The organism is Mesorhizobium sp. P171375 (assembly GCF_057786075.1).
In genome coordinates, this window is sequence record NZ_JBYNWF010000001.1 from 2,152,027 (window position 1) to 2,165,483 (window position 13,457).

The 13,457-nt window shown below is 62.0% G+C and carries 11 protein-coding genes; 5 read left to right on the plus strand and 6 right to left on the minus strand.

The window, feature by feature from the left end:
- Window positions 1–3: 3 nt before the first annotated feature.
- Window positions 4–2,064 carry a hydantoinase/oxoprolinase family protein gene (locus ACYHH6_RS10310; RefSeq protein ID WP_352592926.1) on the plus strand — a complete coding sequence of 687 codons (2,061 nt, stop codon included), beginning with the start codon at window positions 4–6 and terminating at the stop codon, window positions 2,062–2,064.
- Window positions 2,065–2,094: 30 nt separating this feature from the next.
- Entirely contained in the window at window positions 2,095–3,888 is a 1,794-nt protein-coding gene (locus ACYHH6_RS10315) for a hydantoinase B/oxoprolinase family protein (RefSeq protein ID WP_352592929.1), read from the plus strand.
- A gap of 45 nt (window positions 3,889–3,933) precedes the next feature.
- Here ACYHH6_RS10315 and ACYHH6_RS10320 read toward each other — a convergent pair whose 3' ends face one another.
- The 4 genes from ACYHH6_RS10320 to ACYHH6_RS10335 all read right to left on the minus strand — a co-directional run bounded on the left by ACYHH6_RS10320 (window position 3,934) and on the right by ACYHH6_RS10335 (window position 7,848).
- Window positions 3,934–4,617, minus strand: coding sequence for a GntR family transcriptional regulator (locus ACYHH6_RS10320; protein ID WP_023737066.1), 684 nt, complete (start codon window positions 4,615–4,617; stop codon window positions 3,934–3,936).
- Window positions 4,618–4,705: 88 nt separating this feature from the next.
- Window positions 4,706–6,019: an aspartate aminotransferase family protein gene (locus ACYHH6_RS10325; RefSeq protein WP_352592932.1), complete on the minus strand. Its 1,314-nt coding sequence runs from the start codon at window positions 6,017–6,019 to the stop codon at window positions 4,706–4,708.
- Window positions 6,020–6,052: 33 nt separating this feature from the next.
- Complete coding sequence (locus ACYHH6_RS10330) at window positions 6,053–7,033, minus strand: transketolase family protein (protein WP_352592935.1); 981 nt, start codon at window positions 7,031–7,033, stop codon at window positions 6,053–6,055.
- Window positions 7,030–7,848: a transketolase gene (locus tag ACYHH6_RS10335; protein WP_245263162.1), complete on the minus strand. Its 819-nt coding sequence runs from the start codon at window positions 7,846–7,848 to the stop codon at window positions 7,030–7,032. Before ACYHH6_RS10335 ends, ACYHH6_RS10330 begins: the two co-directional genes overlap by 4 nt.
- Window positions 7,849–8,009: 161 nt before the next feature.
- Between ACYHH6_RS10335 and ACYHH6_RS10340 the strand changes: the two genes are divergently transcribed.
- A complete protein-coding gene (locus ACYHH6_RS10340; protein WP_352487244.1) occupies window positions 8,010–9,389 on the plus strand; it encodes an aminotransferase in 1,380 nt (459 codons plus the stop codon).
- 123 nt (window positions 9,390–9,512) lie between these two features.
- Window positions 9,513–11,006: an NAD-dependent succinate-semialdehyde dehydrogenase gene (locus ACYHH6_RS10345; protein WP_352592941.1), complete on the plus strand. Its 1,494-nt coding sequence runs from the start codon at window positions 9,513–9,515 to the stop codon at window positions 11,004–11,006.
- Window positions 11,007–11,076: 70 nt separating this feature from the next.
- Here ACYHH6_RS10345 and ACYHH6_RS10350 read toward each other — a convergent pair whose 3' ends face one another.
- Window positions 11,077–11,505 carry a Fic family protein gene (locus tag ACYHH6_RS10350; protein ID WP_352487246.1) on the minus strand — a complete coding sequence of 143 codons (429 nt, stop codon included), beginning with the start codon at window positions 11,503–11,505 and terminating at the stop codon, window positions 11,077–11,079.
- Between the two features lie 23 nt (window positions 11,506–11,528).
- Window positions 11,529–12,272 (minus strand): Fic family protein, encoded by a 744-nt coding sequence (locus ACYHH6_RS10355; RefSeq protein ID WP_352487248.1) that lies wholly within the window; start codon window positions 12,270–12,272, stop codon window positions 11,529–11,531.
- A 149-nt stretch (window positions 12,273–12,421) separates the two neighbouring features.
- On the opposite strand from ACYHH6_RS10355, the gene ACYHH6_RS10360 reads away from it, so the two are divergent.
- The gene (locus tag ACYHH6_RS10360; RefSeq protein WP_352487249.1) at window positions 12,422–12,580 is read left to right on the plus strand and encodes a hypothetical protein; all 159 of its coding nucleotides are present in this window, start codon (window positions 12,422–12,424) and stop codon (window positions 12,578–12,580) included.
- Window positions 12,581–13,457 lie beyond the last annotated feature (877 nt).

Here is a 13,457-nt window from a genome sequence, read left to right on the forward strand (position 1 = left end):
TAAATGGCTTATCAAGTCTGCATCGATATCGGCGGAACCTTCACCGATTGCCTGATTTCCGAGCCCGGTGGGAAAATCTCGATCTTCAAATCGCCCACCACGCCCGGCGAATTCGAGAAGGGATTCATCAACGTGCTGCACGTGGCGGCGGCCGGATACGGGCTCGATCCCGCGACGTTCATGACCAAGATCGACTTGATCGTACACGGCTCGACCGTCTCGACCAACGCGCTGGTCGAGCGGAAGACCGTCAAGGTCGGATTGATCCTCAACGAAGGACATCAGGACATCCTCGTCCTGCGCGAGGGGCCGCGCAAGGGCGCCTTCCAGTGGCGGCTCGACTATCCCGAGCCCTATGTCCCGCGCCACCTGACGAAGACGGCGCGGGGCCGCGTCGATGCGCGCGGGCGGGAGCTCACGCCTCTGTCGAGATCCGATGTCGAGGCGGCGATAGCCGACTTCCGGCGCTATGGGGTCGAAGCGATAGCGGTCGGTCTGCTTTGGTCGGTCGTCAATCCCATCCATGAAACAACGGTGCGCGAAATCATCGCGCAGGCATGGCCCGAGATCCCGGTGACGCTTAGCCATGAAGTCAATCCGATGTCGCGCGAGTATAAGCGCATCATCGCGGCCGCTATCGACGCGTCGATCAATCCGATCGTGCGCACCTATATCGAGGACTTGCGGCAAGCACTGTCGCAGGCGGGTTTCCAGGGCGAGCTGCTGCTGGCCAACTGCGTCGGTGGAATGATGCCTCCCGCCGAGATGCTGCGGCGGCCAATCTACAGCGTCATGTCGGGGCCGACGCTGGCGCCGATGGCCGCGCTGGCGCTGAGCGACGAAGCCGATGTCATCGTCGGTGACATGGGCGGCACCACATTCGACGTCTCGGCTTTGCGCGACCACCAGATCATCGTCACCCCGGACAGCATGATCCACGACGACTCGCTGGGGATCGCGAAGGTGGATGTGAGATCGGTCGGCGCCGGCGGCGGGTCGATTGCCTGGGTCGATGATGGCGGCCTGCTGCGGGTCGGACCTCAGAGCGCTGGCGCGCGGCCGGGGCCGGCATGCTACGGAGCGGGCGGCACCGCGCCGACGGTCACCGATGCCAATGTCGTGCTCGGCATCATTGACCCGGATTATTTTCTAGGCGGCCGGATCAAGATCAGCCGCGAACTGGCCGAGAAAGCGGTCGCGAGCATCGCGACGCGGCTCGGCATCCCGCTGCTCGACGCGGCTTACGCCATCCAGACCACCAGCAACCACAACATGGTCGGGGCCATCGAGGAAATCACCATTCGCGAGGGCATAAACCCACGCGACAGTTTCTTTGTCTGCGGCGGCGGCGCGACCGCCATCCACATCGCCGAGATGGCCGACATATTGGGCTTGAAACGCTACATGATCCCGCGCTTCATGGCTGGGTTGAGCGCGTTCGGCGGGTTGATCTCTGATATCACGCGCGAGGAAAGCGCGGTTTTCCTGACCTCGACCCGGCGCTTCGACGCCGCTGGCGTCTCCGACATCCTGGCGCGGTTGAAGGTGTCGGGCGAGGCATTCCTCGAACAGGCCGGCGTTGAGCCCGAGCTGCGGCGTTTCGAGTTCTCCTTTCTTGGTCGCTACGAGTACCAGTCCTGGGAAATCGAGGTCCATTTCGAGGCAAATGAGCCGCGCCTCGAAGCGGAAAAACTCCCAAGTCTCGTCGAAGCGTTTCATCAGATGCACGAACGCATTTATTCGATCAGATCCGACCGCGACATTGTCGAATTCACCAACTGGAAGCTGCGCGCGGTGGGCAAGCGGGCTAATCAGGATGCCTGGAAGGATTTCAGGCTGGCCGACCAGGCGACGGCGCCGGTCGCCAAGACCCATCGGTCAGCTTATTTGCATGAAACCCGGCGGACGAGCTCTCTACCTGTTTACGACATGGACCAGCTGGGCGCGGGGGCGGCGCTTGATGGGCCATGCCTGGTGGAGGCGACGACGTTCACCGCCTTCCTCAAGGACGGACATCGCGGGCGCGTCGACCCACAAGGCAACATCGTCGTGACCGTCGATTGACACCAACCCTCCCGAGCAAGGCATCATAAAATGAATTCACCTGTCATTCGCCTGGAGACGCCAACGCGCCGCGTCGATCCGTTCCTGATGTCGGTTCTCAAAAGCCGGTTCGAGGCCGTCGTGCGGGAAATGACGCTGGTCGTGATGCGGGCCAGCCGCTCGGCGGTGATCAAGAACGCCCGCGACCTGAGCTGTGCGATCCTGACCTATGATCACCGCCTCGTTTCCACCGAGGACGCGCTGCCGATCCACGTCATGTCGATGGATCTGGCGACCCGTCCGATAACGGAGTTGTTCGACGATATCGCCGACGGCGACATCTTCCTCAACAACTGCCCATACACGGGCGGCACCCATCATGCCGACCTGATCATGGCGATGCCGATCTTTTTCGATGGCAAGCCGCTGTTCTGGGCCGTGGCGCTTTCCCATCACGCCGATACTGGCGCGCCGACGCCTTCGACCTATCTGCCATTCGCCACGAACGTTTATGAGGAAGGCATCCACTTTCCCTGCGTGCGCGTGGTCGAACAGCACAGGGAGAAGCAGGACATCCTGCGCATCGGCATGATGCGCAACCGTGTTCCAGACATCTGGCTGGGCGACGTGCGCGCCCAGATCGGCGCCTGCAGGACCGGTCGACGCCGTCTATTGGAACTGCTTGAAAAATACGGCCGCGACACGCTGCTGGATTTTGTCGAGGACTGGTTCGACTACGGTGCACGTCGCGCCATGGCCGAAATCGCCAAATTGCCGAAGGGCAAGTTCTCCTACGAGGTCCGCCATGACCCGGTCCCCGGCGTGGCGGAGGAGGGCATCCCGGTCCGGATCACCATCGATGTCGACCCTGAAGCCGGCGAGATCACGGTCGATGTGCGTGACAACATGGATAACGTCCCTGGTGGTCTCAACCTTTCGGAAAACACCTGCACGGGCTCGTGCCGCATTGGCGTCTTCAACAATCTCGACGACGGCATCCCGCACAACGAGGGCGCCAAGAGCCGGATCAAGGTGTTGATGCGGGAGGGAAGCGTGGTTGGCAAACCCCGCTACCCCGTAGGCACCTCGGTGGCGACCACCAATGTCAACGACCGGTTGATCATCGCCGGCAATTGCGTGTTCTCGACGATGGGAGAACCCTATGGCCAGGCCGAGAGCGGCTCGCACCTGCCGGCGGGGATCGGGGTGATTTCGGGCAAGGATCCGTTCAAGGACGGGCAGCCCTACGTCAACCAGGTCTTCATTGGCTACGCCGGCGGCGGCGCGCGTCACGGCTATGACGGCTGGTTGACATATTGCGGGCCGGCGAATGGCGGCCTGATCGCGCTGGATTCCGTGGAGGTGGACGAATCCATGTATCCCATCATCATTGAATCGCGCGGCGTGGTGGCGGATACCCAAGGCATTGGCGAGTTCGAGGGCGCTCCCGCGGTGGGCGGTGTCTTCTATCCCGTCGACCACGAGATGACACTGGTCTACTCGGCCGATGGCACAACTTTTCCGCCGCGCGGCGTGCTCGGCGGCGGTGACGCCAAGGCCAGTCGCAGCGCCAAGCGCGGCACGGACGGCAAGCTGGTGGAATTGCCTGCCTTCCATGAGGAGGCGTGTCGCGCCGGCGAGCGCATCGAGTTCGTTGCCTGTGGCGGCGGTGGCTACGGCGACCCGACCAAGCGCGATGTCCGCCGTGTCGCGGCCAGCGTTGACCGCGGCTGGCTGACGAGCGAAGCGGCTCGCCAATCCTACAAGGTGGCCCTGGTGCTGGACGCCGAGCAGGGCGTCTGGGTCGTCGACCAGGACGCCACCGCGCGCCTTCGGGCGGCCTGAGCCAGCGCGAAGAAGAGGTCGCCAGCAAATGACCGGCGGCTTCGATCACGCCCGCTTGGCGGCCGCGTCCTGCTCGTCGAAATACCGCAACAGGTTCATGCCACCGCGCACGATGTCGCGTTCGATCGCCTTACGCGCCACCTTCTTGTTGCGGGTCCGGAACGCTTCGATCAGCGTCTCGTGCTCCTCCGCACCGATGTAATCGTTCTCGGCCTGCAGATAATACACGTTAAGGATAGGGCCCATCGAGACCCACAGGCTTTCGATCTGGGCGATCAGCATATCCATCTTGGACAGGCGGTAGACGCCGAAGTGGAATTCACGATTGGCGCGACGGGCGCGGTCAGCATCGCCGGACGTTTCGCCGGCCACGAAATCGCGATGGATCTCGACCAGTTTTGCAATGTCCTTCTCCGAAACATGCTCAACGGCGAGTTCGGCCGCTAGTCCCTCGAGTGCGATGCGAATGAGCCGGACCTGCCAGTAACGCGACCGGGTCAGCTCTGGAACGGTGATGAACCGCCCTGACCGCAGTTCCAGCGCCTGCTCGCTGACGAGCCTGAAACAGGCCTCGCGCACAGGCGTGACGCTGGTGCCCAGCCGTTGTGCCAGATCCTGCATCAACAGTCTTTCGCCAGGCCGGAAATTGCCGGCGATCAGGGCTTCGCGCAGCGAGATATAAGTTCTCGCCGACAGACTGCCTTGCTCGATTGGCTGCATCGTGCTCATGGTCCACCGCTGCAATCTTGGCCGCACCGAATCGACAACGGATAGTGCGAGACGCTCTTATATCCTATAAGTCCGTTGCGAAACATGGCTAGGAGCTGGCGGGTTTCCCAGCGGAGAGCTTGCGCAGGATTGTCTCGATGATATCCAGTGACTTCTCAATCGTGGCCCGGTCATGGCTCCCTGACAGGTAGAGACGCTTGAGCGGAAGCGGCTGACCGATCAGCCGGTTCGCCACCATCTCTCTGCGGAATGCAAGATCGAAAACATCGTCGTTGCCCAGCAAGTCCTGGTAGTCGCGGTAAGGACCGCTGAGGAAATAGATCAGCCAGACCGAGCCAAACCCGGCGCTCTGCGCGGGCAGGCCGAGGCGATCGATAATGCCATTCAGCTGCGTGCGCATGAAAGCGCCGAGGGCAAACAGGCGGTCGTAGAAGCCTGGTTTCGACAGCTCCTCGATCGTCGCCTGCATGGCGGCGAGCGTCGACGGCGTGCCGTTGAAAGTACCGCCCATGAACACGGATCCTTCCCCGGTCCGGCCGACGAGCGCCATGAGATCGCGACGACCGGCCACCACGCCAACGGGATAGCCTGAGGAGGCCGCCTTGCCGAAGGTCGCGAGATCAGGCGTGACGTCGGCGATCGACTGATAGCCGCCGAGCGCGTGGCGAAAGCCGGTGATGACCTCGTCGAAGATCAGCACGACACCATGATCGCTGGTCAGGCGACGCAGCTCGCGCAGGAAAACATCCGTCGCGATCACCGACCCCATATTGTGAGCGATTGGCTCGATGATGATCGCCGCGACATCGCCGGGATTGGCCTTGAGATAATCCTCGACGGCGCCGGCATCGTTGTAAGGCAGCACGATGGTGTGACGGGCGGCATCCTCGAGGATGCCAGCACTGATGGGATCGTACTTGCCGATCGCCTGCGCGTGCGACTGTACGTTCATGGCGACATAGTCGTGCCAGCCATGATAGCCGCCTTGGAACTTGATGATGCGCTTGCGACCGGTGGCGGCACGGGCAAGGCGCAGGGCGTGATAGGTCGCCTCCGATCCGGAATTGCAGAAGGCGACGAGATCCGCGCAAGGGATGCAGTCGACCAGCGCCTCCGCCACCTCGATCTCTAGCCGCATCGTTCCCGCGCCGACAAGATCGATGTCCTGGGAGACCGCAGCGATGCGTTCACGCACCGCCGGATGACAGTGGCCAAGCACATTGGCGCCGAAGCCGCAGTGGAAGTCGGTGTACTGGTGTCCATCGACGTCGTAGAGAAACGCACCCTGCGCCCGGGCAAATACATGCGGCGCGCCGAGCCTGCGGCTCGGGCTGAGCAATCCGCCCGGCATCACCGCACCGGCGCGCTCGATGAGTCGGGCGGTGTTATTCTGATCGGTCATCGGAATGTCCGTGCATGGCTATGGTCCGCCGGCTCAGCCGAGGGCTTCAAGAACGGTGGCCTCGATTCCCGCCGCGTCCAGCCGGTAGTGCTTGTAGAGATGCGTTGGCGGCGCAATCAGGCTGTATTCGTCGCGGATGCCATGGCGTATCAACCGTGCCGGGCTGCCCGCCTCCGCCAGGATTTCCGCCACGGCGCCGCCCAGACCGCCCAGGATATTGTGTTCCTCGATGGTTAGAATGAAGCGGGAGTGAGCCGCGGCCGAGAGCACTGCCTTCGTATCCATTGGCTTCACCGTATGCATGTCGATCAGTCCGACGGACTTGCCCGCCGCGCGCAGCGCCCGGTAAGCCTCCCTTGAGGGATGGACCATCGAGCCACAGGCGATGATGGTCAGTTCCGATCCTTCGCCGTGAACGATCGCCTTGCCGAACTGGAACTCGACGCCGTCGTCTTCATAGACCAGCGGTTCCTGGCCGCGGCCAATGCGGAAGTAGATTGGCTGGGCATGATTGACAGACGCCTTGACGGCGGCCGCCAGTTGCGGGCCGTCAGCCGGCGCGACGACCGTGAGGTCGGCGATGCTTCGCATGATGGCAAGATCTTCCGTCGCATGGTGGGAGGTGCCGTAGAAGCCGAGTGAAATACCGGCATGATGACCGATCAGCCGCACCGGCAGCGCCGAATAGGCGACGTCGGTTCTGATCTGTTCGCAGCACAGCAGCGCCAGGAAAGAAGCGAATGTAGCGACGAACGGCATGGCGCCGGTGCTGGCCATGCCGGCAGCAGCCGAAACCATGTTCTGCTCGGAAATGCCAAATTGCGTGAAGCGTTCGGGAAAGCGTTGCGCGAACCGCACCAGCCCGTTGGAATATTGAAGGTCGGCCGTACCGGCCACGACCGGATAACCGTCTTCGACCAGATCAATGAGCGCGTTGGCCAGATAACTCAGGCCAGGCGCACGCGCGTTGATCTGGCGGTACTGCCAGGAGTTGGTATCGATCGGGCCGTTCATTGTGTTTTGCCTCCACGCTTGATCTCTTCGGCGGCCAAGGCCTCGTCCGATGGCGCGAGATAGCCCAGATGCCAGCCGGGTTCGGTTTCCATGTAACCAACGCCCTTGCCTTTGGAGGTCTTGGCAATGATGCAGACGGGCCGGGTGCGGTCTGCCTCGGCCTTCAACTGTCGCAGCAGCGTCGCGAGAGCGACGACGTCGTGCCCATCGACCTCGTGCACCTGCCAGCCGAACGCCGCCCATTTGTCGGCCAACGGTTCGATGCCGATGATGTCGTCGACCTGCCCGTCGAGCTGGTATCCGTTGCGGTCGACGATGGCGATCAGATTGCCGGCCTTATGGTGGGCGGCGGAGAGCGCCGCTTCCCAGACCTGGCCCTCCTGCATCTCGCCGTCACCGAGCAGGACATAGACATCGAAGCGCCGGTTGGCCGCACGGCCGCCAAGCACCATGCCGAGGCCGCCGGACAGGGCATGGCCGATCGAGCCGGAGCTGAAATCGACGCCGGGCACCTTGCGCATGTCGGGATGATCGCCAAGCGGATTGCCGAGCCGGGTGTAGCCATCGAGGACGTCCTTGGAGAAGAAGCCCCAGTCGACCAGCAGCGGGTAAAGGCCGACCGCGGCATGTCCCTTGCCCATCAGGAAGCGGTCGCGATCCGGCCATTGCGGCTCGCCGCGCCTCAGCCGCATCGCATCGTAGTAGAGCGTGGCGAATATTTCCGCGCAGGAGAACACCGACGAATAGTGGCCCACCTTGGCGATCTGGATGAGGCGCAGCGTCTCGAGCCGGACGAACTCTGCCCTGTCGCGCAACAGGGCGATCCGCTCCGCGTCGGGTGGCAGGGTGTTGTTTGAAGGAGTGGGTGCGTTGGCCATTGGACGTCACTCTCAGGATCATTTTTTCTCGACAACTTATAAGTTATAAGATATTCCTCGCCGAAGCAACCTCCTATCTGGTCGCAAGGAGAATTTTGATGAACAACGAATCGCGCGTGCTGGACATGGCCAGGCACTTTCATTCCCAAACGGATCCACGCCTGCATGAGGATCATGGTCCGTTGACGATCGTGGCCGGCGAAGGCGCGACCGTCACGGATGACGCGGGCAACCGCTATATCGAGGGCATGGGCGGACTCTGGTGCGCCTCGCTTGGCTTCAGCGACAGCCGGCTGGCTGTCGCTGCTGACCGCCAGATGCGCAAGCTCGCCGTCTACCACACCTTCAACCACCGCTCGAACGAGCCCACCGTCGAACTCGTCGAGCAGCTTACCGCGTTGGCGCCGTTCGACCACGCGCGCGTCTTTCTGGTCGGCTCCGGTTCGGAAGCCAATGATACGATGATCAAGCTCGCCTGGTATTACCAGGCCGCGCGGGGACGTCCGGAGAAACGCAAGATCATCAGCAGGTTTGGCGCCTTCCACGGCAGTACGATCATGGGCGCGGCGCTGAGTGGGCTGCCGCACATGCACAAGTCCTTCAACCTGCCGCCGCTTCCCGTCATATTCGCCGCGCGGCCGTTCCACTATCTCGACGGTCTGCCGGGCGAGGCGGAGCATGACTACGCCACGCGCCTGGCCCAGGAACTCGAGGCCCTGATCCTGGCGGAGGGGCCAGAGACGATTGCCGCGATGATCGCAGAGCCAGTCATGGGCGCCGGCGGCGTGCTGGTACCGCCGGAGAATTATTTTCCAAAGGTTCAGGCGGTGCTGCGCAAATACGACATCCTGATGCTGTCCGACGAGGTGGTCTGCGGTTTCGGACGCACCGGAAACTGGTTCGGTAGCCAGACTTTTGGCATGGAACCGGACATGCTGTCGGTCGCCAAGGGGCTTTCATCCGGTCATCTGCCCATTGGCGGCGTCATTATCTCCGACAAGGTCTACCAGTGCGTCGCCGATGAGGCCCACAAGGTCGGCGTGTTCGGCCACGGTTTCACCTATTCCGGCCATCCGGTGACAGCCGCCGTCGCCGCCGAGGCGATCAGGATCTACCGCGAGATCGATCTCGTGAGCCAGGCGCGCCGTCTCGGCGATTATCTGCATGCAGCGCTCGCGGACGCGCTCAACGACCATACACTGGTCGGCGAGGTCCGCGGCCGCGGTTTTATAGCGGGGATCCAGATCGTCGAGGATCGCGCCACCCGTCGCGCCTTTGCGCCGGAGCTGCGAATTGGCACCGATGTCGAGCGGCGGTGCCGCGAGCACGGAGTCATGATCCGCAACATGGGCGACGTGCTGGCAATCTGCCCGCCCTACGTCATCGCCCCTAAAGAGATCGATTACATGGTTGATGGCATTCGCGCGGCTCTTGATGATACCGCGGCGGCCCATGCGCGGACTGACCAGTCGGCATGAACCCGCCCGGCGAGGCGGCGAGACATCGCTGGAGCGGCCGGCCGCGCGAAAGGCGCTTGGGCAAGCGCGAGCCGCAGCCAGCATACAGGATCCTGATTGTCTTATCCGAAAGGAGGCCAGACCATGCTTCAGAAAACCAGCCATTTCATGCGCCAAGCCAATCTCATAAACGGCGAGTGGGTGCAGGCCGATAGCGGCCAGACGGTCGACGTCAACAATCCGGCCACCGGCCTCAAGATCGGCACCGTGCCGAAGTCGGGCAAAGCCGAAACCCGCCGCGCCATCGAAGCCGCCGCAGAAGCTTCCAAGACCTGGCGCAAGACGACCGCGCTCGAGCGCTCGAAGCTGCTGCGCAAGCTGCATGACGCGATGATGGACAATCAGGACGTGCTGGCCGAACTGCTGACCATCGAGCAGGGCAAGTCGCTGTTCGAATCGAAGGGCGAGATCGGCTCGGCCGCGGCCTATATCCTCTGGTTCGCCGAGGAAGGCCGCCGCACCTATGGCGACGTGGTGCCGTCACCCTGGGCGGATCGCCGCATCCTAGTGACCAAGGAGCCGGTCGGCGTCATCGCCGCGATCACACCGTGGAATTTCCCGTCCTCGATGCTGGCCCGCAAGCTCGGTCCCGCACTTGCCGCCGGTTGCACCGCGGTCGTCAAGCCGGCCTCGCAGACGCCGTATTCCGGCCTTGCCTGGGGGGCGCTTGCCGAGGAAGTCGGCTTTCCCAAGGGCGTCGTCAACATCCTGACCGGCGCCGCCGGCGAGATCGGCGACGAGATCTGCGCAAATCCGCTGGTGTCGAAGATCACCTTCACCGGATCGACCGAAGTCGGCAAGCTTCTCATTCAGAAGTCGTCCGTCACCGTCAAGAAAGTGTCGATGGAACTCGGCGGCAACGCGCCGTTCATCGTCTTCGACGACGCCGATCTCGAGCGTGCCGTCGCCGGCGCGATCACCGCCAAGTATCGCAATTCCGGTCAGACCTGCGTTTGCACCAACCGCTTCCTGGTTCAATCTGGCGTCTATGACAAATTCGTCGAGAAGCTCGCTGCCGCCAGCAACGGGCTGAAGGTCGGCTCCGGGCTCGAGGACGGCGTGCAGCAGGGGCCGCTGATCGACGAGAAGGCGGTCGAGAAGGTCGAAGAGCTGATTGCCGATGCGACGTCCAAGGGTGGCAAGGTTGTCGCCGGCGGCAAACGCCATGCGCTCGGCGGCTCGTTCTTCCAGCCGACCGTCATTGCCAACGCGACACCCAAGATGCGCTTCATGAAGGAAGAGATTTTTGGCCCGATCGCCCCGGTGTTCAGGTTCGAGACCGAAAAGGAAGCCATCGCGCTCGCCAACGACACTGAGTTCGGCCTCGCCTGCTATTTCTACACCGGTGATCTCGGCCGCGCCTTCCGCGTGATGGAAGGACTGAAATACGGCATGGTCGGGGTCAATGAAGGCCTCATCACCACGCCGGAGGCACCGTTTGGCGGCGTCAAGGAATCCGGCCTCGGCAAGGAAGGCGGACATCAGGGCATCGAAGATTACCTCGATACCAAATATGTCTGCATCGGCGGCCTCGGCTCTAGTGCGCCGGCTTTTCCCGTGTCTCAGAACGCGGAATGACGAACCCGCCGGTGATCCGGTGGAAAATCTTTCCGGTTCCGAGGAGAAGTGACCTAAGATCGTGAGCGCCCTATGCTCTTACGTTTCCGGAAAAAGCTTCCGGAAACAGCGCGTCCAGAGCGTCCGCCGGAAAGCGTAGGGACACTGGGCCCTTTGGCGTTTCCGACGCCAATAGTCCGAGCGCGATTACGTCATTGAACACTCGACGCGCCGTACGTTCGGGTAGTCCGCTAATACGGGATGCCTCGCCGCGGTCAAACTCACCGCGCGTGAGCGCTTCCTCCACGAGGCGGCCGGCTTCGGGCTTCAGACCACTGCGCTCCACATGCCGATACAGCCGCTTGGCCAACGTGTCGAGATCGAACAGTCCGGTCATGAAGCTCACCTGATCGATACACACCTGCAGGAACCATAAGGTAAAATCGCCGAGTGCGCGTTCGGAGAGGTTGCCACGTCCGTCGAGATCACCCTGGCGGGGCATATCGGCATGATCCATCATGCTCTTGTAATCCGTTCGGCTTTTCACGCCACGTGCCAAGCCTCGTGAGATCGACCACAGCCCGTGCGCGGCGATCCCGGCCTGAGGGCCATGGCGTGGCTCATCAATCGGCTGACGCGTCCGTTGCCGTCCGGAAACGGGTGAATGTAGTTGAAGCGGTGATGCGCGGCAGGAATGGTCAGGATGCGTCCGGCCTTGCCCAGCTTATCGAAGCGATAACGCATGGCAAAGTATTGCATGAAATCGTTGACGCGATCGCTCGAAGGCGGTTCATGCCGGCCGATGGCGACATCATGCTCTGGCTTCGATCGCCACTCACCTGGCGCCGTGACGAACTCACGGCCGGCACCCTTGATGGTCAGCATGGGCGCTTCGGCATCGCGATAGAATTCCGCGTGCAGCCATCGAAGAAAACCTACCGATGCCGGTTCCGGCAACTGCCCATCGGCAGCCAGGCGGTCGATCTCGGCTTGCAGGCGAACGTGCGCGGCCGCCTCGAGCTGCAGATTGCGGCGGTTCTCGTCTCGATCGAAATTTCCGACCAGCGCCCGTTCGATGTCGCGCGGGCGCGTATCGTGGCCTTCGATCAGGTTGCTGTAGTAGGTGTTCATAATGCGCACGAGATGGGCGAGGTTGGCTGCGGTACGCGAGTGCAGGCTTTTGCCCAAAACAGCCGACGTCGCCGACAGCTCTACCAGCGCATCCGAGATAGTTTCGGATACATCGGGTAGGCGTGCCGGTTCGATGCGCTGTACGCTCTCTTCCATATTGGCCGATCTTGGGTTCCTCCAAATGCCTGATTATAAACATAAATTTTCAGTTGACCAGATTGTTTGGCCGATCTTCTGGCCGATCGTCGGCATGCGGACTTGCGGGCCTCGGCACTGCCACCGCTGCCAGGCTTGGACACAAATCGATGCTGCCGATGATGATCATGGCCGATGTTCGGCAGGCCTATCGCACTGACAACTATGCACAAACCGTAATTGAGGGAGCCATCTGGCCGATGCTTTGGCCGATCTATGACGATCGGCCGGACTCAGACAGGTTCGAGGTGGAAAACAGGCAGCTTTAAACATGGTTCTGCCTCGGCCAGCGCAAGATTCGCCTGGAGGCTCGCTTATGCTGTGTGAGCTTGTTCTCTCGCGCCCGAATTCCCCATGGATGGCCCAAAAGCAGGCGATCCATTTGTCATTTTTAAGTGCGTCGGACTGCCAGTTGATCGCGTTCTGACCCGACTGGGAGTTCAAGTTTGACCTGAAACTGACCGGGTGCTGGATGGCAGGCTTCATCCCCACCGGTCTGATATGAAACAACGTCCGGCCCCGAAGGCTAGGCTGCAATCTCGTATGGCTTCTATGCGCCGTTCTCTTGGAGCGTGTTGCGGGCTTGGTCTGCTCAACCTCGGAGCTCAACGCTTCACGGCGTTAGGATGAGCGTTCGAGGCGCAGGATTACTGCCGACACTGCTCTTCTTGTTCGCATTGGGCAGTTCCCGTTGGAAGCTTCCATCTTGCCGACTGCTGAGTTTGGAGTCGCCGTAGCTGTGAAATCGGAAAGAAGCCCATAGGCAACGTTTGCCGCGACGCTACTGAGAGCTGGTCACCGGGAGAGCCGAAGGTAGAACGAAGTTGTCTCGTTGAGCTTGTATGTGGCGCTCAGCATAGAAGGCCCAGTTCCCACCCCAAGGCTTATACAAACCGCCACCGTTTGCGCCGATCGCGTTCATGGCCTCGTCCTTTTGGCAGAGATCACCACGGTCGCTAGCTGGCGAGCAAAGTCCGTCCCAGCGCTGCATTATCTCGTCGGATCCGGCAAGCTGGCAGAATTTCCCAGGCGGAGCTGACGGGGAGGGATGGTGGGAATAAAACGGTGCGCGTGAGGTCTCGGCGGGAACAGCCAAGACATCTAAGCGGAACGGACTGGCATAACGCAAAGACACAGGCGAGCTCA

Excerpts from the sequence above, each read along its gene's own strand:
- ACYHH6_RS10360 (WP_352487249.1), top strand. The coding sequence starts at position 12,422 with ATGCTGCCGATGATGATCATGGCCGATGTTCGGCAGGCCTATCGCACT.
- ACYHH6_RS10310 (WP_352592926.1), top strand. The coding sequence starts at position 4 with ATGGCTTATCAAGTCTGCATCGATATCGGCGGAACCTTCACCGATTGC.
- ACYHH6_RS10350 (WP_352487246.1), bottom strand. The coding sequence starts at position 11,505 with ATGATGGATCATGCCGATATGCCCCGCCAGGGTGATCTCGACGGACGT.
- ACYHH6_RS10325 (WP_352592932.1), bottom strand. The coding sequence starts at position 6,019 with ATGACCGATCAGAATAACACCGCCCGACTCATCGAGCGCGCCGGTGCG.
- ACYHH6_RS10355 (WP_352487248.1), bottom strand. The coding sequence starts at position 12,272 with ATGGAAGAGAGCGTACAGCGCATCGAACCGGCACGCCTACCCGATGTA.
- ACYHH6_RS10340 (WP_352487244.1), top strand. The coding sequence starts at position 8,010 with ATGAACAACGAATCGCGCGTGCTGGACATGGCCAGGCACTTTCATTCC.
- ACYHH6_RS10320 (WP_023737066.1), bottom strand. The coding sequence starts at position 4,617 with ATGAGCACGATGCAGCCAATCGAGCAAGGCAGTCTGTCGGCGAGAACT.
- ACYHH6_RS10330 (WP_352592935.1), bottom strand. The coding sequence starts at position 7,033 with ATGAACGGCCCGATCGATACCAACTCCTGGCAGTACCGCCAGATCAAC.
- ACYHH6_RS10315 (WP_352592929.1), top strand. The coding sequence starts at position 2,095 with ATGAATTCACCTGTCATTCGCCTGGAGACGCCAACGCGCCGCGTCGAT.
- ACYHH6_RS10345 (WP_352592941.1), top strand. The coding sequence starts at position 9,513 with ATGCTTCAGAAAACCAGCCATTTCATGCGCCAAGCCAATCTCATAAAC.